The sequence below is a fragment of the Pseudomonadota bacterium genome, from assembly GCA_036339585.1.
In the GTDB taxonomy this organism is placed as follows: Bacteria; Pseudomonadota; Alphaproteobacteria; order UBA8366; family UBA8366; genus UBA8366.
This window is the reverse complement of the sequence record JAYZAS010000011.1, coordinates 20,421-42,530: the sequence shown is the minus strand read 5'-3', so window position 1 is coordinate 42,530 and position 22,110 is coordinate 20,421. Positions and strand designations below refer to the sequence as shown.

Sequence of the window (22,110 nt, the reverse complement as noted above, 5' to 3'; positions counted from 1 at the left end):
ATGGCGCAAAACTACCCCACAATGCCCTTACTTTTTCTTCTTTGAGAGCGCTTTACCTACAGCGCCATAATCTTTACCCAACCGAGCTTTGAATTCGTTGCTTTTGGGGTATGGAATTAATATGGGTTGATAACCACCTTTACTCATATCGGCCTTAACCGAGGCGTCATTCACTACTTTTTGGAAGGCATCGGAAACCTTCTGCCGAATGTTAGACGGAGTTCCAGGAGGAACTCCAATAGACCAATAAGCCACATCAACTACGGGGTACCCAAGCTCTGTCAACGTTGGCAGTTCGGGGAATAACGACATTCTTTTTTCTGAGGCAATAGCCAACATCCTTATAGAGTCACCGTCTTTCACACCCTGAGTAGTAAATGTCCACGCAGCATCGGTAGAGCCACTCTTTAATCCAGCGATCGTAGACGAAGTATCTTTGAACGGCACATAGGCTGCCTTAAACCCTCCAACCTTGTTGAATTTATAGAATGCAGAGTGATTGGAGCCACCAATTCCTGTTCCACCGATTGTCACTGAACCAGGCTTGGCCTTTATAGCAGTCACCAAATCCTTGAATGTTTTAATTGGGCTATCTTTTCGTACCGCTAATACTTGCGGGACGGAAGTGTAGTAAAGAACAGGCTGAATATCTTCATATGAGTAACCAGCATTTTTACCGCGCGCAATAGGCTGTAGAACGGTGTGCGGGAAGTTCAGCAATGTTAGCTCATATCCATCTTTCTTATCTTTTTTGATCTGCGACCACGCTTTCGCACCTCCAGCACCAGGCTTGTTAATAATGATTAACTCCTGACCAGTGACCGCAGTGAACCTTTTCTGCATAAACCGCGCTGCAATTCCAGATGGCCCACCCGGACCAAACCCAACAGTCAACCTAACCGGTTTTTCAGGAAACGCATTAACAGAGCCGCTGGTAAATGCGGCAGAAAAAATAATAAGCGATACAAGGTAAACTTTTACTATCAGTCTCATCTTCTTCCTCTATATGTTTTTATACAATTAAAAGTCTTAAGTTCACTGCCCGAATAATTCCCGTGAACGTTGTAGTTTCCACTGCACTATCTATGCCGGGTATTAACCTATTGTTTTTATTGTATAATTTCACTTAATGGAGGATTGAGCGCTCACATTTTGTGCTCGATAAGGATTAAATGATGAAAATTTAGGCATATTTTATTCTGTTTATTTTTTAACCTAAATAACTTGGGTAGGAAAGTTCTTTGTAACTAAAGGAAATTATATTAACCACGTAACGGTACCGGCTGCTCGCCCAAAAGTGCCGTCTCAATGATTGGACGCGCATGGTCTTTTGATATCGCATTTGCCTCTAACATATCTGCACAATCCTTTAGAATTTTGTCTGCGTCCTGTTTTATCTTCATGGTTTTGAAGGTATCGTCGCGAAAAATGCCCATTGATTCTGCAATTATTTCCAAGAAGTTGATTACGCTAAACGGGTAATCGCGCTCATGAGCGCATAACTCTCGATGATCCGCGTGATAAACAGCAGCAAGAGCATCCACGCCAGCAGCTTCAGCGGCGGCTAATTCTTGAGCTTGCAAATCCTTTTTAAGAGATGGCACTGTCGAGAGAGAATTGCTCATTAAGCCCATTTCAGGAAGATTTAGATCTATGACCTCAATACCAGGAACTGCATCACATAATCTCCTTGCAGCATTCGGAAGTCCTGCAATGCCGGGATGAAGATGAAGAGCAATTTTTTTCTTAACAGGCTGCTTAAGCAAGGGACGCAAAGCGTCTAGCTGTGATTCTAAAAACAAAACAAACGGCGTCATTTCAAACGGCTTTATCCCTGTGGCATTTTCGTAAGTAGGCAAGCCGAACTCCGAATATTGAACTTGGCATGTCGGACACCACGATAAGACTTCAGTTGCGCCCGTTTGGATAAATTTTTCTATGGTATTTGAGGCTACCTTGGTTGAGGTTTTAACGTCCCCGGCACGAAGTTGCAAAATACCGCAACAATGGGATGGACCACCCAAAACCAAGTATTTTGCTTTTAAAGCATCCATGATGTCTAAGCACAGCAAAGCTATGTGTGGCGTCTTCAAAACATTACATCCGGTATAAAATATATAGTCCACACTTTTCTCGTCAGGAACTGCTATTGTGCCATCCTGACCAAGCCGGTTCCGATCAGCTGCCGTTAACTGCATACGCGATAGAACCTTTACACCGGCACCCAAAGCCTTGAATGCCTTTTGACCCTCTAATTTTCTCTCCTTTTCGTTATGAGTTCGCTCCTTTGATACTGCCCGCGCCATCGTCAACATCAACCTCGGATTAATGCCGTAATCGCAGCTATCGATACAATCTCCACTGAGGATGCAAGCATCTGCCCATTGGCGCGATTTTTCATTTATATTTCCACCAGACAGGATATCCCGGATCCCGTTCGTCATAAGTTCCGAATCTAATCCACCAACACCTGCGCTTTCGATTATTGGACAAATTTCATAACACTTACCGCAACCTACACATGCCTCAGCAGTGGCATCAATCTCCCTTCGAAAGGCATCTACAAAATTGTCTACGGTTGCCTTAGCCATTGAACTACCCTTGCCTGTTCGATCGCAGAGCACCGCACACATTATGCCAACCAGCAAATTGCAAAAAACTGCAATAGAAACAACATTTTATATTTTAATCCAGAGATAATTTAAATGGATGTTTCATGAGAAATGCTCAAAAGTTAATCACTCTTGGTCAAAAGTGATGATTCCTTGCACAGAGCTAAAAATGCGGCTCTCAAGCACTTATCTGCATCTGCAAAACTGATTTTTTAGTTAGGATTGAACTGACGTACACAATCAATAAAAAATCACTTATTTGCAAATCAATTGAAGTGCTTGCCACTTGAATGTTGCCTTAGCAAACATCTATGATTTTTTCGCGCTTAAATACACTCCCCATACCCCCACTTTGATCGGTTTTATTTTGATTACATCACGACAAACCAAAGTGATATATCCAATCCTCATCATACGCTAAAGTCTATCCCAAACGTCGTATCCCCAAAAATGGAGTGCTGCATTATGCCCGAGCCAGAAAACTTACAAGCCCTGCTATCACGCCCTGGAACTCATTTAGCACCCAGCGCAACGGATGCTCTTACCGCCCGATTAATTGCAGAGTCAGGTTTCGATATTGCCTACATGGGTGGAAATGCGACGACCGCTTCACATCTCGGCGTTCCGGATGTCGGACTTATAACGCTGACAGAGATGGCAGATCATGCCGCGAGAATAAGCGATGCTGCAGGGCTACCACTAATTGTCGATGCAGATACAGGTTATGGGAATGCATTGAACGTACGCAGAGCCGTTCGAGCATTTGAAAATGCTGGAGCAGCTGCTTTACATATTGAAGACCAAACATACCCAAAGAAATGTGGCCATTTCGCGGGCAAAGAGCTTGTTTCTACAAATGAAATGGTAAGTAAAATAAAATCGGCCCTCGATGCCCGACAGAATCAATCTTTACTCATTATTGCGCGGACGGATGCGATTGCTGTAGATGGGTTTGAGGCCGCTTGCGAGCGTTTAGAAAAATACCGTGATGCTGGGGCAGACATGCTAATGTTTGGACCGCCATGCAAGCATAAACAGCTGGAAAAAGCTTCTAATCTCAACATGCCAATGGCCTGCATTATTGACACCACGGGAAACACACCCCTGTCAGCAAATGGGCTGGATATCTATGATGTAAAACTTGGGATTTTGCCGACCGCGATTGCAATGTCCGTAATATTTAATGTTCGGAAGTCACTGAAAAGTATATTAGCTACGAACGGACTTGAAGCGACAAAAGATAATTTAGCGACCTTCCAAGAATATAATTCAACACTTGGTCTTTCTGAAATAGAAGACGTTGAGGCTCGCTATCGCGATCGACCATAATAAGCCTAGCTAGATAGTTTTAATGCGAACCAGTTTAAATCTTAAGATTCGACTTGCTGCCCTCACCGGGGGCCATCTTTTTGGAAACTGCACGATAATGGCCCTTGCAGCAATCGCAACAAACCTCAAAAACGAGTTAGGCATTAATGCGGAGGAGTATGGTTGGTTAATCGGTATTTATATGATCGTGCAGGGGTTTATCGCAATCCCGGGTGGACTGCTCATAGATTATATCGGGACACGCATCGTATTTGCTTCCTCAATGCTGTTAGCAGCGACTGGGACTGCTATTATAGGAGTAGCCAGTTCCTTTGGAACAGCATGCGTTGGAATGCTTATGCTTGGCACAGGTTATGGACTGGTCAACCCATGTACCAGCAAAACTGTATTTGACATATTCCCTCGAGAACGTCGCGCCTCAGCAATGGGTATAAAACAAACTGGTGTTCCGTTGGGCGGAATTTTAGGAGCTATGGTTGCAGGAGTGCTAATCGATATTTCTAACCGCGCCGAAATTCTTTTTGGATTCGCAACCCTCATAGCATTAGCTGCTGGACTAGCCCTTCTGCTGCCCTGTAATACTAGCGGCCCAAAAACACCTCCACTAAAGGGAATGCTAACGGTAATACGTGATAAAAATCTCCAGATCTTCAACGCATCAATTGGGATTTTCCAAGCGTCTATGTATGCCATGCTTGCAAATATTGCAGCTTTTTGCCGAGAGGCCATCGGTGCCGATCCAACTATATCAGCGACTTGTCTGAGCATTGCTCAAACCGCAAGTGCTGTTGGCAGATTGAGCTGGGGTGCAATCAGCGACCTTCTATTCGCAGCAAAACGAAAGCCAGTTTTATTGATAATTGGTACGTTAGGCACTTTATCATTATTGGGGATGGCATTGGCATCACCCAATTGGCATTTTTATATTATTCTGGCCCTCGCCTTCCCAGTTGGACTTGCTACTGCCGGCTATGTCGGGGTTACACAAACTGTATGCGTTGAGACATCCGACAAAAAACTTACTGCAACTGCCGTCGGCACTAATCGAATATTTACCAGCGCAGGAGCTGGAATCGGGTTACCATTTTTTGGATGGATTGTAGATCATTTTGGGTACAGCATCGCATGGCTTGCTCTAGCGATACTATTCGTAAGTGCCACACTTATTCTAACATTATATTTTAGGGAGCAGACAGAACAGACCCCAGTTATCGACAACTATAAATAGATTTGTAAGCGACAAATGTTATTAAATTTGCGGAACTCTTAAATATATGATGCGGCCAACACTACTGTCTATTTACCGGTCCAAATAGGTATGCGCTTCTCTTTGAAAGCCCTGAGCCCTTCTAATGAATCTACTGAGTCCATAGTTCGTTCAGAAATTTTTCTTCCTACAGGAAAGGCATCATCAATTGACATGCCTCGTCTACGCACCGCAACCTCTTTAATTGCCTGCAAAGAAAGCGGTGCATTTCGCAGCATTTTATTCGCCCATCGATCGACGGCCGACATCAAATTATGATGCTTAACAACCTCGGTACAGAGGTCAACGCGAAGTGCATCATTAGGTAATATCTTATCTGCCGTAAGTAAATATTTGAGTGCAAAACCAGGCGGAACCGCTTCAGTTAGTAGTAAAGGCCCGGACATGGATGAAATGCCGCGCATAACCTGCGGCCACCAAAAGAAACTTTGATCTGACATTACACGAATATCTGAGAGCAAAGCGAGTCCGGCCCCTTGCGCGATACAGCCTCCATTAATGGCCGCAATAATTGGTTTGTAGCAGCGACGCATAGTCATATAGAGCTCATTTGACAGACGAGACCGTTCTTTGTCTCCATCAGAACGGGCAAGATTGAGTTTCTCTTTCAAATCAGCGCCAGCACAAAAAATGGGGTCTTCCCCGCATAGTACTGCAAGCCAGATTTGCCCATTTTCCTGAACTTCATTAAAGCATGCCATCAATTCGTTTCGCATTGCGATATTTAATGCATTTCGCGCCTCTGGACGCGACATCGTAATGTACGCCGTATTTTTGCGAAGCTCCCATTTGACCGCTTCGAAAGCCTCTGGATTAAAATCTGAACTGGTGTTTACTGGGTTGGGCATGCTCATCTCTCCATGCTACAAATGCTTTAAAAAGAAAAATTAAACGGGGCAAAACTAGCAGCTCAATCCAGAAACATCTATACATGCATCATTTCAATCAGCGTCAAAGATTGTAATATTGCTAAAAATTATAATGACAATGGACATGAGGCTTCTCATGCGTAGGTTGATGGTTTTCTTAATAAGCGGATTTCAAAAACAAAATGCACCATGCCAAAGGAGATAAACATGACCGATCAAGTGTTAGCTGACACCATTGACCCACAAAAGATGTGTGATGGGAAGGTGTGTGTTGTGACAGGCGCCGGACGGGGAATCGGTAAAGCGATAGCAAAATTACTAGCGTCCCACGGGGCGATGGTAGTGGTAAATGATATTGGTGTTGAGCTTGATGGCACCGGTGGTGATGCAAGTCTAGCACAATCAGTAGTCGATGACATAAACGGTAGTGGTGGTGAAGCAGTATCCAACACCGACTCCGTCGCAAACTATAAAGGGGCAGAAAACATAATCGAAACTGCCCTGGATAACTTTGGGCAAATTGATGTGGTAGTAAATAACGCCGGCATCTTGCGCGATGTAATATTCCACAAAATGACAGAAGAAGATTGGGACAGTGTGGTGAATGTCATGCTGAAAGGTACTTTCAACGTAAGTCGTGTTGCTGCTACACACTTTCGCAATCAATCAAGCGGTTCGTTCATTCACATGACCTCAACGTCAGGATTACTCGGAAATTTTGGGCAGTCGAACTATGGCGCCTGCAAGCTCGGCATTGTTGGATTCTCCAAGTGTATTGCACTCGATATGGCTCGTTATAACGTCAGATCCAACTGTATTGCGCCCTCTGCATGGAGCCGTATGACTGGTTCGGTGCCTACCAATACACCGGAACAGAAAAAGAGAGCAGAGCAACGGAAACAAGTGACACCTGAAAAAAATGCACCGATGGCAGTTTTCTTAGCTTCTGATATGAGCAGAGATATAACGGGACAGGTATTCGCAACCAGGCATAACGAGATCCACTTATTTAGTCAGCCGCGCCCCTTACGAACAATGCAGACAGCGGAAGGCTGGACGCCAGCCGCGATAGCTGAGAGAGTTGTTCCAGCTTTGAGACATAACTTCCTACCCCTTGACAGAACTGCCGACATCTTTCCGTGGGACCCTGTGTGATTTTGTTTTAATGCGAAATGCCTGACTAGCGAAAAATGGATTACTAATATGGCTATAAACTACGAAAAATTGATAAACTGGCAATTTGACGAAACTCGTCAAAAAATTACATCAAAGGACCTTATTCTTTATGCACTTGGTGTCGGCATTGGTGCAAATCCAACAGACGAAAATGAGTTACGCTTTGTTTATGAAAAAGACCTTGTTGCCTTACCTAGCATGGCGTCAGTACTAGGATATCCTGGCAATTGGTTAAGAAACCCCGATACTGGCGTTGACTACCTAAAATTAGTTAATGCAGGCAATTCATTCACTATCCATAAGCCAATCCCGACGGAAGGAACATTTATCGGGCAGGCTAGGGTTGATGCGATTATTGATAAAGGCAAAGGGCGCGGCGCACTTATTTCGAGCATCCGAGATGTAATCCACGCTGAGGATGATGAATTAATCTGTACCATCCGCGCCTCAACCTATTGCCGAGCTGACGGTGGGTTTGGGGGCCCCACAGGACCAATTGAAGTCCCGCAGGCAATTCCGTCAGATAAACCTGATTATATTTGTGATTTACCTACTTTGGCTCAATCAGCATTGATTTATCGCTTAAGTGGCGACTACAACCCATTGCATGCCGATCCGGATACTGCAAGGAGTGCTGGCTTTAGTCGACCTATATCTCATGGTTTATTGACATTTGGGGTTGTATGTCATGCTCTTGTAAAGACCACTTGCGCATATGATCCACAAAACTTCCTAAGCATGGAAGGACGATTCTCCGCGCCGGTTTTCCCAGGTGAAACAATCCGCACAAAAATTTGGATCCAAGGTAAAACGATATTATTTTGCGCTACCGTTCCAGACCGAGATGATGTGATCGTTTTGAATAACGGAAAAGCGACCATAAAATGATCTGCGCGTGCTTTAGCTGTGTAGGTATGCCCTCAAAAGTTACTTGATACATCTTTCAACGATATTGTTACTGTGGCGATACTGACGAAAATGCTTTTTGGGCCTCCATACGGCCTGCAAATGCATCAAGAGCCGGGTATTTATCTGCGACACCGAGCTTAGGTCGGGCCATCGCAGTAAAACTATAAGCAATAGATGCGCTTATATCTGCTTGACTGATGCGGTCAGTGCTGCCCAACCACCCATTTTCAATACAATCTGCTTTCAACACAGCCTCATTTAGATAAGCCAAACCACTGTCCGCTTGCGCATCATTATGTTCTACCCATGGCTTATGATATTTATCCTTCGGATGAAAACGTCCCTCATAGACAGCCCAAACTGCTTTGTCCATTGTACCTGTGGCGATTGCAGACAATTGCATTACATGCATACGAGTATCTCCGGTTGATGGCACTAAGCGCTTCTCGGGAGGGCTCATATCATCGAGCGTATCAAGTATTGCATAACTCTCGACAAGCACACCGCCGTCATCGAGTATCAGCGTCGGAATTCGATTTAAGGGATTATATCTACTTACCGCCTCCGGAGACTCAAATGGAGTTACAGACTCATTGACATATTCTATCTCTAAAACGTTAAGACTGACTGCAACTCGGCGTACATATGGCGACCGATAAAGACCAATAAGTTTCATTTTTCTTCCTTTTACCGATTAAAAAATTCATTCCCAGGGAGACAGCATGGCAACGTTACGTCCTGCTATGCGCCCAAAGGCAAGGCATTCGCCAATATTGCCGGCTCCCTGATATAAATTACTATAGATTGAGCCTAATTCCCCGGAGCTATAGAGACGTCCTATTGGGCTGCCATCGGGCCTAACTATTTCAGCGTTTTCATTGCGTCGCGGTCCTCCTTGTGTATTTAGCATAGTAGGAGAGAGTTCTACGGAGTAGAATGGGGCTGCACCAAGAGGCTTTAGCATTAACTTTCGGCCAAAGTCCCTGTCGCATCCATCTCGCATCATTGCATTCCAATGTTGGACTGTTGATTTCAAAACCTGGGGATTAAGTGAGATATCATTTGCTAAATCTTCAAAACAGTCCGCTCTTTTTATCCACCCATTTTTGAGTTCTTTTACGTTATTATCTGACCAGTCGTAACGCCCCATCACCGTTGTCCATCCGCTCCTTGGGTGCATGTCATAGAGTGGCCCCGCGCAAAATAATTCATGATCAAATATCATATGAACTGGGCACGGAGTTGGGAGCGGCTGATAAGTTCCGTTCCGGGGAATTTTTCCGTGACAAGTTTTGTATTTCTCATCAATGAAACGTTTTCCATCAGCGCCAACCACAATCATACCTCCCTGCATTTCTTTGGAGAAATGTAGGGCCCGCATCGAGAAAGTTGTCGGATGACCATCCGCTTTTAGTTGCAAAGCCGGTCCAGCGAAATTATTCATGTGCCAAAGGTCCGCCCCAACCTCAAGACCCATTGTAATACCGTCGCCTTCGTTATAGGGAGACCCCGTCGTATAGCAATACGGCATGCCAGGCAAATAATCGCGTATCATCTCCTGATTATTCTCAAATCCCCCGCATGTCAAAACAACCCCTTTACGAGCTTTGATTGTAATTGGGAGCCCGTTCCGTTCAGCGCGCACACCAATTATCTCTCCTGTTTCTTTTGATTGAACAAGACCTCTGCCCGGAGTTTCATAAAAAATACGCAGCGGCCGTTCGCTTTTTTTTGCCCTGTCTTTAGTCAGGCGCTCGAAGAGCTCCCAAGTCTTTCCATAACCGTAAGTGTCACCCTCATGAAATTTATGGACACATCGAGAACCACGCAAATGAGGAAACTCAATACCGGCGGGAGGATGCTGATGCTCTTGCGGATTGCCGCCAAGGCTGGTTAGCCATTCCTTATTCTTACACATTTCTTGAGCCCAAACGCGTATCATCTCATTTGGAACCTTGTAATGGCCGCAAAGGGCCGTCAGATAATCGATTGCGTCTTCCTCTCCTTCGAGGCTCAGATAACCCTGTGCAGCTACACGAGTATTGCCACCCGCCGCACCCTCTGGGGCCTTCTCAAGTAAAATAACGTCTGATCCAAGGTCATGCGCCGTCACGGAAACCGCAAATCCCGCACCGCCAAAACCGATTACAACTACGTCAGTAACAAAGTCCCATACTTTAGGAATGTCTAACGGGTTTGCCATTGAATTCAACCTCTTCTGGTGGTGTTACCATGGTCGTTCGGGTTCTCTAGACTGATGCCAGTCCATCTCACTAAAAATTAATACATAACGACTTAAGGGTACATAGAAGTCCGATGTTGTGTTCTTAAATCGATAAAAGCTATCAGTATCAGAATGCAGATATTTTTTGTGTAAAACATTTTGATATTGCTCCATTACACATTCTAAAAAAGTTTATAGATTTTGAAAATTCACATGGAAGCGCAATGTATTACAGGTTATTTAAAACCTATGAAAATTCGTTGTCTTTCGGCGCTATTCGCTTTTTTTGTCTTCTTTGCAATTCCTTCAAACGGACAAGCTCATCCACACGTTTGGATTGATATGAAGACTAAAGTACTTTTTAATAAAGATGGTTATATCCAAGCACTTGAGATTTATTGGCTTTTTGATCCTATTTATTCAGCATTCTTAACTCTTACTGTAGAAAATATACAGAAAAAAGGTGCAAAAAATGCACACTCAAAGTTCACTGAAGGAATGTTGAATAGGCTCAAAAAACATAATTATTTCACCGAAGTCACTGTAGATGGCAAACGCATAAAACCTTCACATAACAGGCCTGGTACTTCAGGAACTCTAAAAACCGGTAAAAATAAGGACCGTTTTTGGAGCAAAATGACACTCAATTTCTCTCAGCCAATTGATCCAAAAAATCAAAAGTTCGTTTATTCGGTTTACGACCCGACTTATTACATAGAAATACTTCATGCCGAAAAACAGCCGGCGTTCGAATTAGTGGGGATTAAAGGCGACAGTTGCGTCGGCAACCTCATAAGAGCTAATCCAGATGAGGAAATCCGAACCTTTGCAGCCTCTTTAGATAAAACGCAAAGTGGCGGGAATAAACTTGGCAAGCTATTTGCGGAAAAAATAGTGCTTCAATGTAAGTAAAATGAAACTGATAAAAGCGCGCACTTTCTATTTAACAGTATTTCTTTTAACTCTCATGACGGGTTTCTTTTTCCTGTTTATGATAGAGATGCCTCAATATTTTACCAGTCTTAGATCGATCATCAGTGAAATTCGTTTATGGCAACGTGAATTGCATCAAAGCCTTGCTAGCGCCGTTCGCATAACGCAGGAGCAAAGTGCTGGTGCATTTTGGTCACTTGTAGGCCTGAGCTTCGTATACGGCGTATTTCATGCAGCGGGCCCTGGGCATGGCAAACTGATCATCGCTACCTACCTTGCGACACATAAAACCAAACTAAAAAAAGGAATAGCCTTGTCTTTTATAAGCGCTGCATTGCAGGGTTTAACTGCGATTATCACGGTCGAAATAACCGTGCGATTACTCAAACTGACATTGGCAGAAGCTAATAGCACCGCCCAAACTCTTGAACGGGTTAGTTACGTTCTGATTGCCATAATTGGCTTGATATTTATGTTGGCAGCATTCAAAAGGCTTTTGCACAAACACCACAATCATGAGCATTGTGATCATTCCCATCTACCCGAACATGATATATCAAATGATAGGATTCCGATCGTTAATTTTCTAAGCATGGTGTTATCAATCGGCATTCGACCCTGTACTGGCTCAGTGCTGGTCCTGATTTTTGCGACCATTTTTAAATTAAAAGTCGCTGGAATCGTTTCGGTATTCGCAATTTCTTTTGGAACGGCCATCACCGTCTCAACCCTTGCAGCTTTGGCGGTTTATGCACGCGCTACTGCGGAAGAATTGCTGAAAAGTATGCCAGCAGGCAATATTGGTATAATCCACTTTTTTAATGGAGCAGCGATACTAGGTGGCCTTTTAATTTTCTTGTTTGGAGTGGCGTTGTTTCTAACTACAAGAGGAATAAGTGACCACCCGATTCTGTAAAAGAAAAGGAAAGTATTCAAAAAGAGATTTCTTATTAAATCGCTTCAGTCACCTCTCCAAGGTTAAAAAAATATCTCCATGAAATCACAGGTTGTTCTTCCCAGCAAACTCGTTTAGCACTGAAGCTGTTAGCTTAAGTTGTACAAGTTGGGGAGCGTGATAATGGCAACTAAAAAGCCAAATATAGTTTTAATTCTGGCAGATAATTTAGGGTGGGGTGAACTTGGATGCTACGGGGGCGGGGAGCTCCGAGGAGCTAAAACACCACGAATAGACTGCCTTGCAACCGAGGGAATCAAGTTTAATAACTTCAACGTAGAGAGTGATTGCGTTCCCACACGGTCAGCGCTTATGACAGGTCGACACCCGATCCGAACCGGTGCTTTTCAATCAGTACCTGCAAATCTACCTCAAGGTCTCACGCGTTACGAGCGATTGCTACCAGAACTGCTTTCTGAAGCTGGTTATTCTTGTTGTCACTTTGGGAAGTGGCACCTAGGAGATCAACCAGGGCGGCTTCCCCATGACCGCGGCTTTGAAAAATATTATGGCATTCCTAGAACCATGAATGAAGCGATGTTTACAACCTCTCCATATTGGGAAGATGCGCCTGTGGATACCCCTTATATATGGGAAGCGGTTGCTGGAGGAGAAGCACAAAAGGTTAAAATTTTAGATGAAGACACACGGCGCACTATTGACCGTGAATGCGTTAATAAGAGCATAGAATTTATGAAAGCGAAACATGATGCAAGTGTGCCATTTTTTTGTTATTTACCAATTACACAAATGCATTTTCCAAGCTTGGCACACCCAGACCATATCGGAAAAACTGGGCACGGCGAATTCTCAGACAGCTTAGCCGAGATGGACCACAATGTTGGTTTGATTGTTGACGCAATAGAAGACTTGGGTATTCGAGATAATACTTTACTGATCTTTGGCTCGGACAATGGGCCTGAGTTTCGCGAACCATGGCGTGGCACTGCTGGATATTGGCGCGGAACCTACCACACAGCTATGGAAGGTAGCCTAAGGGTCCCTTTCATGATGAGGTGGCCTGGTCACATCAAAGAGAGTGTCGTTACAGATGAGATTATTCACATCGTCGATCTTTACACCTCACTGTTGAATCTAGCCGGCTGTTCGGTGCCCGATGATCGCCCTATAGATGGCGTTTGTCAGCTAGATTTTTTCTTTGGAAAGCAAGAAAAATCAAATCGGGAAGGATTTCTATTTTACATCAAGGATGAAATGCGAGCCATCAAGTGGAAACATTGGAAAATGCATTTTATTTGGGAACCAGAAGTATATGAGGGACCCTACCACCTTGAAGCCCCATACCTCTTCAATCTAATCTGGGACCCAAAAGAGCAAACCAACGTGATGATGAAGGCGAATTGGGTTCGTAACGTTGTAATGAAAATGCGCCACGAATTTCGTCTGAGTTTAAAAGAGCATCCTCCAATTCCACCTGGAGCTGCTGACCCCTACACGCCGCCTGGCTAATAGTTTATTTAACCACCTTGCTCGTAAATTTCATTTATACGCATCGGCATTTGATCAACAAGATCGAATATTTTTTCTAACTTCACCGGCTTCAACCACCTACCTTTTTCATCTCCGTCTTTGCCAATAAGAACAACTGAAAACTGTTTTTTCAGAACCCTATATTCTGAACGCAACTTTGATCCGTTAAGGGTTGTGTCGATGACGCCATTGACCTTTACAGGACGCTGACCGACCACTTTTACGATGAGCATCTGCCGTTCAAGCATACCGCCAATAGATGACTCAACGTCTCGTTTTTGGGTGTTAAAATTACTGTTAAGGGTAGATGGCGAAAATAATATTATTAATCTGCTTTCCCACCAAAATTTCTGAAGGGCTGATCCAAAAGCACTAGTAGGTAATAACATCGAATTCATGATGCCCGCTAATAGTCCTAATCTTAAAAGGTTTTTTTTAACGCCCAGCAGCATAGGTCTGCATATAACGGGCGCTTGCACCCGCTTTCAAATAACAACCCTCCTTAGCCACCGCTGTCATCCTACCCTGGCACCAATCTTCTCCAACTTCAACAATGTGACCACGGCGTTCCAACTCCGAGATAGTCTCACGTGAGAATCTACCTTCAAGGGACAATGACCTAAGTTTTGCCTGTTTTGGAAAGAAAGACCCAGGGAAATGATCTGTATTAAATGTGGGTCCATCTATGGCCTGCTGTATATTTTGACCGTGGTCTACGTGACGTAAAAAAAATTGCAAGGCCCACTGGTCTTGCCGATCGGCACCTGGCGTACCGAAAGCCATATAAGGTTTACCCGCACGATTTACAAACCCCGGACTTAGGGTAGTGCGTGGGCGTTTCCCTGGCTCAATAGCACCAGGAGAACCTTCATCCAAGGTAAAAATCTGTCCGCGATTAGAAAGTTGAAACCCAAGTTCTGGGATCACAGGAGAACTACGAAGCCACCCCCCTGAAGGAGTTATCGAAATCATATTTCCTTCTTTGTCAGCAATATCTAGATGGACTGTGTCACCAGAAGCAATAGTTGAGCCACTCGCCGTTGCTACCTTCGTTATTACCCCGTCATCTCCCACGCTTACGCGACTCCCATCACCTAACCCATATATAACAGGACCACCATATCCATCTATTCTCCCCGGCCTAATTTCGCCCGATGATTGTTCAGTAATAAGGCTTGAGCGTTGTCGTCCATATTCTTCCGAAAGGAGTATTTCAATTGGCACATCCACAAATTTTGGATCACCATAAAACTTTTCTCGGTCAGCGAAGGCCAATTTAGTTGTTTCTGCAATGGTGTGCACAAAATCAGGTCCATCAGGATCCATCGATTTAACATCAAAGTTTTTCAACATCTCAAGCTGTTGCAAAAATGTTGGTCCTTGGCTCCATGAACCCATTTTAAAAACAGAATACTCGCCGTAGTCGATGCTTAGTGGGACTTCAAGAGAGGTTTCAAAACTTGCTAAATCCTGTGCAGTCAAAAACCCACCATGGCACTCACCTGTTGTGTCGAGGAATTTATTCTCAGCTACGAAACGACCAATTGCATCTGCAACAAACCCTTTGTAGAACGCGTTACGCGCACTTTCAATTTTGCTCTCCCTATCACCGCGAGCCCCCTCATACTCAGCAACAATGCGAATAAAAAATTCAGCAAGCGGAAGATTTTTGAAGAGCACCCATGGTTTAGGAGCTTCCCCATTGGACAGATAGATAGAAGCGGAAGTCGGCCAGTGCTCATTGAAAAGTTCTGTTAAGCCTGCAATTGTGGAACAAACTCGTCCAGACATAGGATAACCTTTTCGGGCATACCCTATGGCAGGCGCTAAGATTTCGGGTAAAGTCATCGTACCCCAATCGCGGAGCAGCTTCATTAGGCCATCAAAAGCACCGGGCACTACTGCTGGGAGCAGACCTGAGCCCGGCACAATCTCGAGACCAATGTCTCGATAAGCTTTAATATTTGCCGACGCAGGGGCTGTCCCCTGCCCACTTATCACATGAATATTATTAGTCTTTGCATCACAAAATATCATTGGCGCCTCGCCACCCACCCCACACATTGACGGCTCCACAACCTGCAACGCAAATGTTGTAGCCACAGCAGCATCAAATGCATTGCCTCCTTTCTCTAGGATTGACATACCCGATGCTGTGGCCAGCCAATGACTAGAGGCCACCATACCAAAAGTCCCGATCAGTTCTGGTCGTGTCGAAAAAGGAGCTTCGCCATCGAGTGCTGCTGTTGGAGCAGTACCGCTCGCCCTAAAAATACGCTCAATGTCAATTTTCTTCATAAAATTCCCTATAGAAATTGCTAAAATTTTTAGATAACAACCGACACCCTACCTTTACTTTATACTTTGTCATTTTCCTTTTTAAGTCGTTTTCGATGGTGGTCATCATATCCTAAAAGCAATTGGTGAAATTCTTGTATTAATCGCTTATCATCTAATGGTCCCTTATTTCCATTTGCATATGCAAAAGCACTAAAATTAGCTGCTGCATGCACCATTGCCGCGCTTACTTTAAAAGGATCAAAACCAGCTTCTAACTTTTCGTTCGCTAAATGAATAAATCCATCTGCAATCTCAATATCTGCATTTACAATATCTGCGCTATCTTTCACGTTTTCCTCCCTCTGCGAACATGTGTGGATGTACAAATGCGGTTGAATAATTACTATAGCATTTCCGGAATTAAAAAATTACTCTGATATCTAACAACCGCTAATTAAAGGGCCAAAAAATGCCACTCCAAATCCATCAATTCCCCTGTCGATCAGACAATTATGGCTTCCTCGCTCATGACCCGGCTACAGGTTTGACTGCATCGATTGATACACCTGATGGAAATGCGATCAACGCCGGCCTAGCTGAGAAAGGGTGGCAACTTTCCCATATCTTGAACACCCACCATCATGTAGATCACACCGAAGCTAATTTACAACTAAAAGAGCAATGGGCGTGCACGATTATCGGGGCCACTAATGATGCCGAACGTATACCAGGAATAGATATCCAAGTAGCCAATGATGAAGAATTTTTATTTGGAGCTATAAAGGCGAAAGTACTTGAAGTACCTGGCCACACCTCGGGACACATCGCGTTTTACTTTGCAACCGAGGGGATCGCGTTTGTAGGAGACACTCTTTTCGCTCTGGGATGCGGGCGTTTATTTGAAGGGACTCCATCCATGATGTGGGCAAGCTTACAGAAGCTTATGACACTTCCCAATGAAACTTCTGTTTACTGCGGACATGAATACACGCAAGCTAATGCAAAATTTGCTTTGACCATTGAGCCTGCCAATGAACGACTCAAGGCTCGAAGTGATGAGATCAATACGTTACGAGCAAATAACCTACCAACCGTACCGACCACAATTGGGTTAGAACGTGCCACTAACCCATTTGTGCGGCCTGCAAGTGAAAACATCCAAACCACCATAGGATTGCAGGGAGCCGATGCATTAACGGTTTTTTCAGAAATCCGCAGGCTTAAGGATAATTTTTAGACAGCAGGCGATATACAAAAAGTCTACCTATCAAAAGAAATATGAACCTGAGTAATGATAAATACTGTCTGTGAACTGCTTCTCAACTTTAGCAACTGCATCTGAGCCCACGCGCGAGAAATTTGTGCTCAACCGTTTCGCAATAAGCGCGATTTCTGACGGTTCCAGTCTCGCTCTTTCTGCACCTGCCGTTTATCGTATTTCTTTTTTCCTTTTCCCAGCCCAAGTTGAACTTTAGCTATTCCCCGTTCGTTGAAATAAAGCTTCATGGGGATCAAAGAATAACCCTCGCGTTGAACGGCCCCCATCAAACGATTACGCTCACGCTTATGAACCAATAATTTACGCGCCCTGCGCGGTTCATGCCCAAAACGGTTTGCTTCTGTGTAATCATCAATATTACAATTCTGTAGATAAAGTTCCCCACCTTTTGGTCCTGCAAAGGCCCGGGCAAGACTTGCTTTACCAGCGCGCAATGATTTTACCTCACTGCCAACCAACACCAAGCCCGCCTCAAGCGTCTCATTTATAAAATAATCAAAGCGTGCTTTTCGATTTTTAATCTCAGCCTGCCGTACCCTCGGTTTTTTTGTCATTTTAAATGATACAACTACTAATTTATTACGCCTACTTTGACCATTGCATCACGCATTCTTGCCTGACCAGTTTCTGTCAAGGATATCAAGGGAAGCCGAACATCATACGACAGATCCCTCAAAAGGTGAACCCCATATTTAGCTGGTGCCGGGCTCGGCTCACAAAAAATTGCCTCATGAAGAGGCATCAATAGATCTCGTAAGGTCTTAAACCTTTCCATATCACCTTCTTGCCAAGCATTATGCAAATCCGCGCATGCTTTTGGTGCAACATTTGATGTTACTGAAATACACCCGTGCCCACCCTGAGCCAGAAATGCAGCAATAGTAGCATCCTCGCCAGATATCTGGAGGAACTCATCCCCAATTGCTAGTCTGCTTGCTAAAGGTCTGGACAAGTCGGCGGTAGCGTCCTTCACGCCGACGATATTCTGGATATTTGCTAACTTGGCCATGGTTTCAATAGACAAATCTGCCACCGATCTGCCGGGAATGTTATAAATCAAGATAGGTATATTAGCTGACTCCGCTACAGCTTTAAAATGCAGGTACATTCCCTCCTGCGATGGTTTATTGTAATAGGGGCATACACTTAATGCTCCATCCGCACCAGAAGTTTCTGCATGCCTGGTAAAAGCGATAGCTTCCTCAGTGGAATTAGAACCTGCCCCCGCAATTACCGGAACTCTTCCAGCGGTGGCCTCTATGCATAACTCGACTACCCGCTTGTGCTCACTGTGGCTAAGCGTTGGCGACTCGCCGGTGGTGCCAACTGGAACGAGGGCATGCGTGCCCTGCTCTATCTGCCACTCAACAAAACTCTGGAATGCTTTTTCGTCAACCTTACCATCACGGAAGGGCGTGATTAACGCAGTCATCGATCCTTTAAACATCGCTAAACGGCCACCTTATAAGCTATTAAACCAACTAAGAAATTACATTAACGCCGTATTTGGGCCAACAGCAAGTATTCCGATATTTTACTACCTTTTAAAAAAAAGTAATTATCCACTTTTGTTCATGTTGCTAAATGCAAAGCAGTCAATATTATAAGGCAAGTCAATAGACCCTCAACCAGTGAGACTTAAGTTTTGCGCAATATACTTGAGCGCTTCCTTCACCTTTTTTTACTCTTGCTTTTATGTGCGGGGCTACAGCCTTTTGGGGAGCCTGCAGCAAAATCAATATTTTTAAGCGAAAATGACGTCAAGCTTTACAAAAAAGCCTTCAAAGCTGCTCATCGTCGCCAGTTTAATAGGGCAATGAGGTTTGCTGAAGTTGCTGAAAATACGCTGCCAGCTAAGGCAATACGTTGGATGTATCTCAAAGAACCTAAGACAGGCGCCACTTTTGCTGATATTGCTTCTTTCTTGGAAAAAAATTCCTCATGGCCGCAACGTCGATATTTAATCCGTCGGGCAGAAGAAGTTTTTCCGAAAGATTTATCGCCAACAGCAATTCTTTCTTGGTTTGATAAACACCCTCCTATTTCAGGGGTAGCAGCTGCTCGAAAAGCACAAGCTCTAATGGATAACGGCCAGAGAAAAACTGGAAAATCGCAGTTACAAGAAGCTTGGATACATAAAAATTTTGGCCGCAGGGAAGCACTGTCTTTTCTTAGAAAATACCGCAAATATTTATCTATTTCAAATCATGCGGCACGCCTTGACCGCCTGCTGTGGGATGACAATGTCTATGCTGCAAGGCGACAATTGAGGTTCGTCGACCGTGAGCGGCAATACCTTGGGCAAGCACGAATCCAACTCATAAGACGGGGCCCTGGCGTTGACTATTCTGTCGGGAAAGTGCAACCAATTTTTAGGAATGATCCTGGTCTCATCTACGATCGCGTGAGATGGCGCAGGCGAAATGGTCTGATGAAAACAGCATACGACCTCCTGAAGACTGCACCAACGGATAATCTTACGCGACCAGCTAAATGGGGGCTTGAGAGACGTCTTATTGCTCGTTGGGCTTTGCAGAATGGCAAAATTCAAACGGCATATAAACTTATCAGTGACCATGGCCAGACTGGTTATGCTGAGCGCGCAGAAGCAGAATGGTTTGCTGGATGGATTGCCCTGCGTTTTCTCAAAAGACATGTCGATGCATTTCAGCACTTTAAAAAACTTTTTAAGTTGGTGCGCTATCCTATCAGCAGGGCGCGGGCAGCATATTGGGCAGGGCGTGCCGCTGATGCAGGGGGCAATGCAGCAATCGCAGTTCAATGGTATCGAGTTGCGGCTACTCATAGTACAAGATTTTATGGGCAGCTAGCGGCTATCCATCTTCCTCCAAAGGAACGTTTATATTTGCCTCGGCAACCCAAAATAAATAAATACAAAATTACGAAGTTTTGGGACAAAGAAATCACCCAGATTGTGGTGCTACTCGCGCAAATTGGAGAGAAAAAACTCGTCAAGAAGTTCTTAAACTACATTATCAGAAATAATAAGGATCCCGACCTGTGGGTGGCGATTGGCGACTTGGCTAACGCTGCTGAACGAGGTGATTACGCTATACGCGCGGCGCGTTATGCGCTTCGTCAGGGTGTGCCCCTAATTGATGTTGGGTATCCGGAATTGAAAACCCGTTTAGACAACGATTTAGATCCAACCTTGATAAACGGCCTAGTGCGTCAAGAGAGTGCTTTCTACAAAGGTGCAGTCAGCCGCGCGGGGGCTCGTGGGCTTATGCAACTAATGCCTGGTACTGCGTATCGTGTGGCTCGCAAGATGCGTGTGCCTTACTCAAAAGCGCGCTTAACACGCGATCCAGCTTACAATGTTCGTCTAGGACAATATTACCTCAAACAATTGCTGACGCGCTATAACGGTTCTGAAATTTTAGCACTAGCCGCCTATAATGCCGGACCTGGCGCTGTAAACAGGTGGATTCGCCGTTCAGGTCGTCCGGGGCCTTCAATCTTAGATAAAGTCGACTGGATTGAAAAAATCCCATACAAGGAAACGCGAAATTATGTCCAAAGAGTTTTGGAGAATCGAACTGTATACCAAAATAAAGGGTCGAGCAGAAAAATTTTAATAACGCTCGGCGAGAGAAAATTTGAGATGACCCAACTAAGGGGTAGCCCCCCTCACACTAAAGAATCTATGACGAGTTCAAACGAACACATGTCAGTGTTGGCTGCACCTACCAGTTCCGAAGGTATATCTACTTTATTTGAGGATAAAATACGCCGCTTCAACAAGGCTAAGCCACGTAAGGGCAAGGAACAAGGTATAGAAAAAATGGGAGAAACTTCGACTGAAGTCTTTGAGGAAAACTCTGATGAAGAATCTAACGACTCCTACTATTCAATTTTTAAATAATGATAACCTTCACCGAAAATTACTTTCATGCTGAGGATGGCCTATGCATCTATTATCGGGACTACGGTTCACCAAAGCAGGAGAAGATACCAGTACTATGCCTTCCGGGGCTTACTCGAAACTCCAAGGATTTTCACCGGACTGCAGCTCGGTTATCCAAGGAGAGAAGAGTTCTAGCCATTGATTACAGGGGCCGAGGGAAATCCGCACGTGACCCAGACCCTCATAATTATATTCCGACTACGTACTTGAATGATATTCGGCATCTACTGGCTCTTGCTGGAATTCATAAAGTTATCATAATAGGGACATCACTCGGAGGACTGCTGGCTATGGGAATGGCAGCCGCTTATCCACGTATTCTATGCGGTGTTATTCTAAATGACATTGGCCCCGAGCTTGCTAATTCAGGACGTAAACGCATTATAGAATACATCGGGACAGCGACCTCGCCACTTAATTGGGATGCAGCTATAACTGAATTAAAATCTAAATTCCCTAGTCTTTCTCTGCAAAGTGACGATGACTGGCGATTAGCTGCTGAAGGCACATATCGCGTGGACAAAAATGGCATTTTTTATCCTGACTGGGACGTAAACTTGGTAAAACCGTTGCTCAAATCAGAAAAGATTCCTGATTTGTGGCCTCTATTTCTCGCGCTACGCGATATTCCGGTGCTGGGAATTCGGGGTGAAAATTCTGACATCTTGTTACCTGATTGTTTTGAACGTATGGCAACACTCCATCCGAACTTTTTGTCAGTAACGATACCAAAAACGGGGCATGTCCCGTCTCTTTGGGAACCACAATCTATAAAAGCAATAAATCTCTTTCTCAGTGAGATTTGACCCAGAAGAAAATACGATCCCGCTTATTCTAAATCGGGCTAAATCTGAAACT

At 44.4% G+C, this 22,110-nt stretch carries 20 protein-coding genes; 10 read left to right on the top strand and 10 right to left on the bottom strand.

Going from position 1 to position 22,110, the window contains the following annotated elements; genetic code table 11:
- Nucleotides 1-27 precede the first annotated feature (27 nt).
- Together VX941_08360 and VX941_08355 are read right to left on the bottom strand one after the other, a co-directional pair.
- A complete protein-coding gene (locus tag VX941_08360; protein MEE2933420.1) occupies nt 28-993 on the bottom strand; it encodes a tripartite tricarboxylate transporter substrate binding protein in 966 nt (321 codons plus the stop codon).
- Between the two features lie 269 nt (nt 994-1,262).
- Nucleotides 1,263-2,591, bottom strand: a complete 1,329-nt coding sequence (locus tag VX941_08355) for a (Fe-S)-binding protein (GenBank protein ID MEE2933419.1) — start codon at nt 2,589-2,591, stop codon at nt 1,263-1,265.
- A gap of 486 nt (nt 2,592-3,077) precedes the next feature.
- Here VX941_08355 and VX941_08350 point away from each other — a divergent pair, with 486 nt between their 5' ends.
- Nucleotides 3,078-3,941: an isocitrate lyase/PEP mutase family protein gene (locus tag VX941_08350; GenBank protein MEE2933418.1), complete on the top strand. Its 864-nt coding sequence runs from the start codon at nt 3,078-3,080 to the stop codon at nt 3,939-3,941.
- Nucleotides 3,942-3,963: 22 nt separating this feature from the next.
- Nucleotides 3,964-5,169, top strand: coding sequence for an MFS transporter (locus tag VX941_08345; GenBank protein ID MEE2933417.1), 1,206 nt, complete (start codon nt 3,964-3,966; stop codon nt 5,167-5,169).
- Between the two features lie 68 nt (nt 5,170-5,237).
- Here VX941_08345 and VX941_08340 read toward each other — a convergent pair whose 3' ends face one another.
- A complete protein-coding gene (locus tag VX941_08340; GenBank protein ID MEE2933416.1) occupies nt 5,238-6,056 on the bottom strand; it encodes an enoyl-CoA hydratase/isomerase family protein in 819 nt (272 codons plus the stop codon).
- A gap of 270 nt (nt 6,057-6,326) precedes the next feature.
- Between VX941_08340 and VX941_08335 the strand changes: the two genes are divergently transcribed.
- Nucleotides 6,327-7,232 (top strand): SDR family oxidoreductase, encoded by a 906-nt coding sequence (locus VX941_08335; GenBank protein ID MEE2933415.1) that lies wholly within the window; start codon nt 6,327-6,329, stop codon nt 7,230-7,232.
- A 48-nt stretch (nt 7,233-7,280) separates the two neighbouring features.
- The gene (locus tag VX941_08330; protein ID MEE2933414.1) at nt 7,281-8,141 is read left to right on the top strand and encodes a MaoC/PaaZ C-terminal domain-containing protein; all 861 of its coding nucleotides are present in this window, start codon (nt 7,281-7,283) and stop codon (nt 8,139-8,141) included.
- A gap of 67 nt (nt 8,142-8,208) precedes the next feature.
- On the opposite strand, the gene VX941_08325 is transcribed toward VX941_08330, so the two are convergent.
- Both VX941_08325 and VX941_08320 read right to left on the bottom strand, forming a co-directional pair.
- Nucleotides 8,209-8,838 (bottom strand): glutathione S-transferase family protein, encoded by a 630-nt coding sequence (locus VX941_08325; protein ID MEE2933413.1) that lies wholly within the window; start codon nt 8,836-8,838, stop codon nt 8,209-8,211.
- A gap of 27 nt (nt 8,839-8,865) precedes the next feature.
- A complete protein-coding gene (locus VX941_08320; GenBank protein ID MEE2933412.1) occupies nt 8,866-10,365 on the bottom strand; it encodes an FAD-binding protein in 1,500 nt (499 codons plus the stop codon).
- Nucleotides 10,366-10,599: 234 nt separating this feature from the next.
- Here VX941_08320 and VX941_08315 point away from each other — a divergent pair, with 234 nt between their 5' ends.
- The 3 genes from VX941_08315 (at nt 10,600) to VX941_08305 (ending at nt 13,744) form a co-directional block, all read left to right on the top strand.
- A complete protein-coding gene (locus VX941_08315) occupies nt 10,600-11,298 on the top strand; it encodes a DUF1007 family protein (protein MEE2933411.1) in 699 nt (232 codons plus the stop codon).
- 1 nt (nt 11,299) lies between these two features.
- The gene (locus VX941_08310) at nt 11,300-12,235 is read left to right on the top strand and encodes a nickel/cobalt transporter (protein MEE2933410.1); all 936 of its coding nucleotides are present in this window, start codon (nt 11,300-11,302) and stop codon (nt 12,233-12,235) included.
- Nucleotides 12,236-12,397: 162 nt separating this feature from the next.
- Complete coding sequence (locus tag VX941_08305) at nt 12,398-13,744, top strand: arylsulfatase (protein MEE2933409.1); 1,347 nt, start codon at nt 12,398-12,400, stop codon at nt 13,742-13,744.
- Between the two features lie 8 nt (nt 13,745-13,752).
- Here VX941_08305 and VX941_08300 read toward each other — a convergent pair whose 3' ends face one another.
- From VX941_08300 to VX941_08290, 3 genes are all read right to left on the bottom strand, one after another.
- Entirely contained in the window at nt 13,753-14,163 is a 411-nt protein-coding gene (locus VX941_08300) for a DUF4174 domain-containing protein (protein ID MEE2933408.1), read from the bottom strand.
- 37 nt (nt 14,164-14,200) lie between these two features.
- On the bottom strand, nt 14,201-15,949 hold the full coding sequence (locus VX941_08295; protein MEE2933407.1) for a gamma-glutamyltransferase family protein: 1,749 nt from the start codon (nt 15,947-15,949) through the stop codon (nt 14,201-14,203).
- A 173-nt stretch (nt 15,950-16,122) separates the two neighbouring features.
- Nucleotides 16,123-16,395: a DUF3144 domain-containing protein gene (locus VX941_08290; protein MEE2933406.1), complete on the bottom strand. Its 273-nt coding sequence runs from the start codon at nt 16,393-16,395 to the stop codon at nt 16,123-16,125.
- A gap of 119 nt (nt 16,396-16,514) precedes the next feature.
- On the opposite strand from VX941_08290, the gene gloB reads away from it, so the two are divergent.
- Nucleotides 16,515-17,282, top strand: coding sequence for a hydroxyacylglutathione hydrolase (gene gloB / locus VX941_08285; GenBank protein MEE2933405.1), 768 nt, complete (start codon nt 16,515-16,517; stop codon nt 17,280-17,282).
- A 128-nt stretch (nt 17,283-17,410) separates the two neighbouring features.
- Here the strand turns inward: gloB and smpB are convergent, their stop codons facing one another.
- Together smpB and dapA are read right to left on the bottom strand one after the other, a co-directional pair.
- On the bottom strand, nt 17,411-17,878 hold the full coding sequence (smpB, locus tag VX941_08280; GenBank protein MEE2933404.1) for an SsrA-binding protein SmpB: 468 nt from the start codon (nt 17,876-17,878) through the stop codon (nt 17,411-17,413).
- A gap of 17 nt (nt 17,879-17,895) precedes the next feature.
- On the bottom strand, nt 17,896-18,771 hold the full coding sequence (gene dapA, locus VX941_08275; protein ID MEE2933403.1) for a 4-hydroxy-tetrahydrodipicolinate synthase: 876 nt from the start codon (nt 18,769-18,771) through the stop codon (nt 17,896-17,898).
- Nucleotides 18,772-18,969: 198 nt separating this feature from the next.
- Between dapA and VX941_08270 the strand changes: the two genes are divergently transcribed.
- Both VX941_08270 and VX941_08265 read left to right on the top strand, forming a co-directional pair.
- Nucleotides 18,970-21,210 carry a lytic transglycosylase domain-containing protein gene (locus tag VX941_08270; GenBank protein MEE2933402.1) on the top strand — a complete coding sequence of 747 codons (2,241 nt, stop codon included), beginning with the start codon at nt 18,970-18,972 and terminating at the stop codon, nt 21,208-21,210.
- A complete protein-coding gene (locus tag VX941_08265) occupies nt 21,210-22,058 on the top strand; it encodes an alpha/beta hydrolase (protein MEE2933401.1) in 849 nt (282 codons plus the stop codon). The genes VX941_08270 and VX941_08265 overlap by 1 nt, the downstream gene beginning before the upstream one ends.
- The last annotated feature ends 52 nt before the right edge of the window (nt 22,059-22,110 follow it).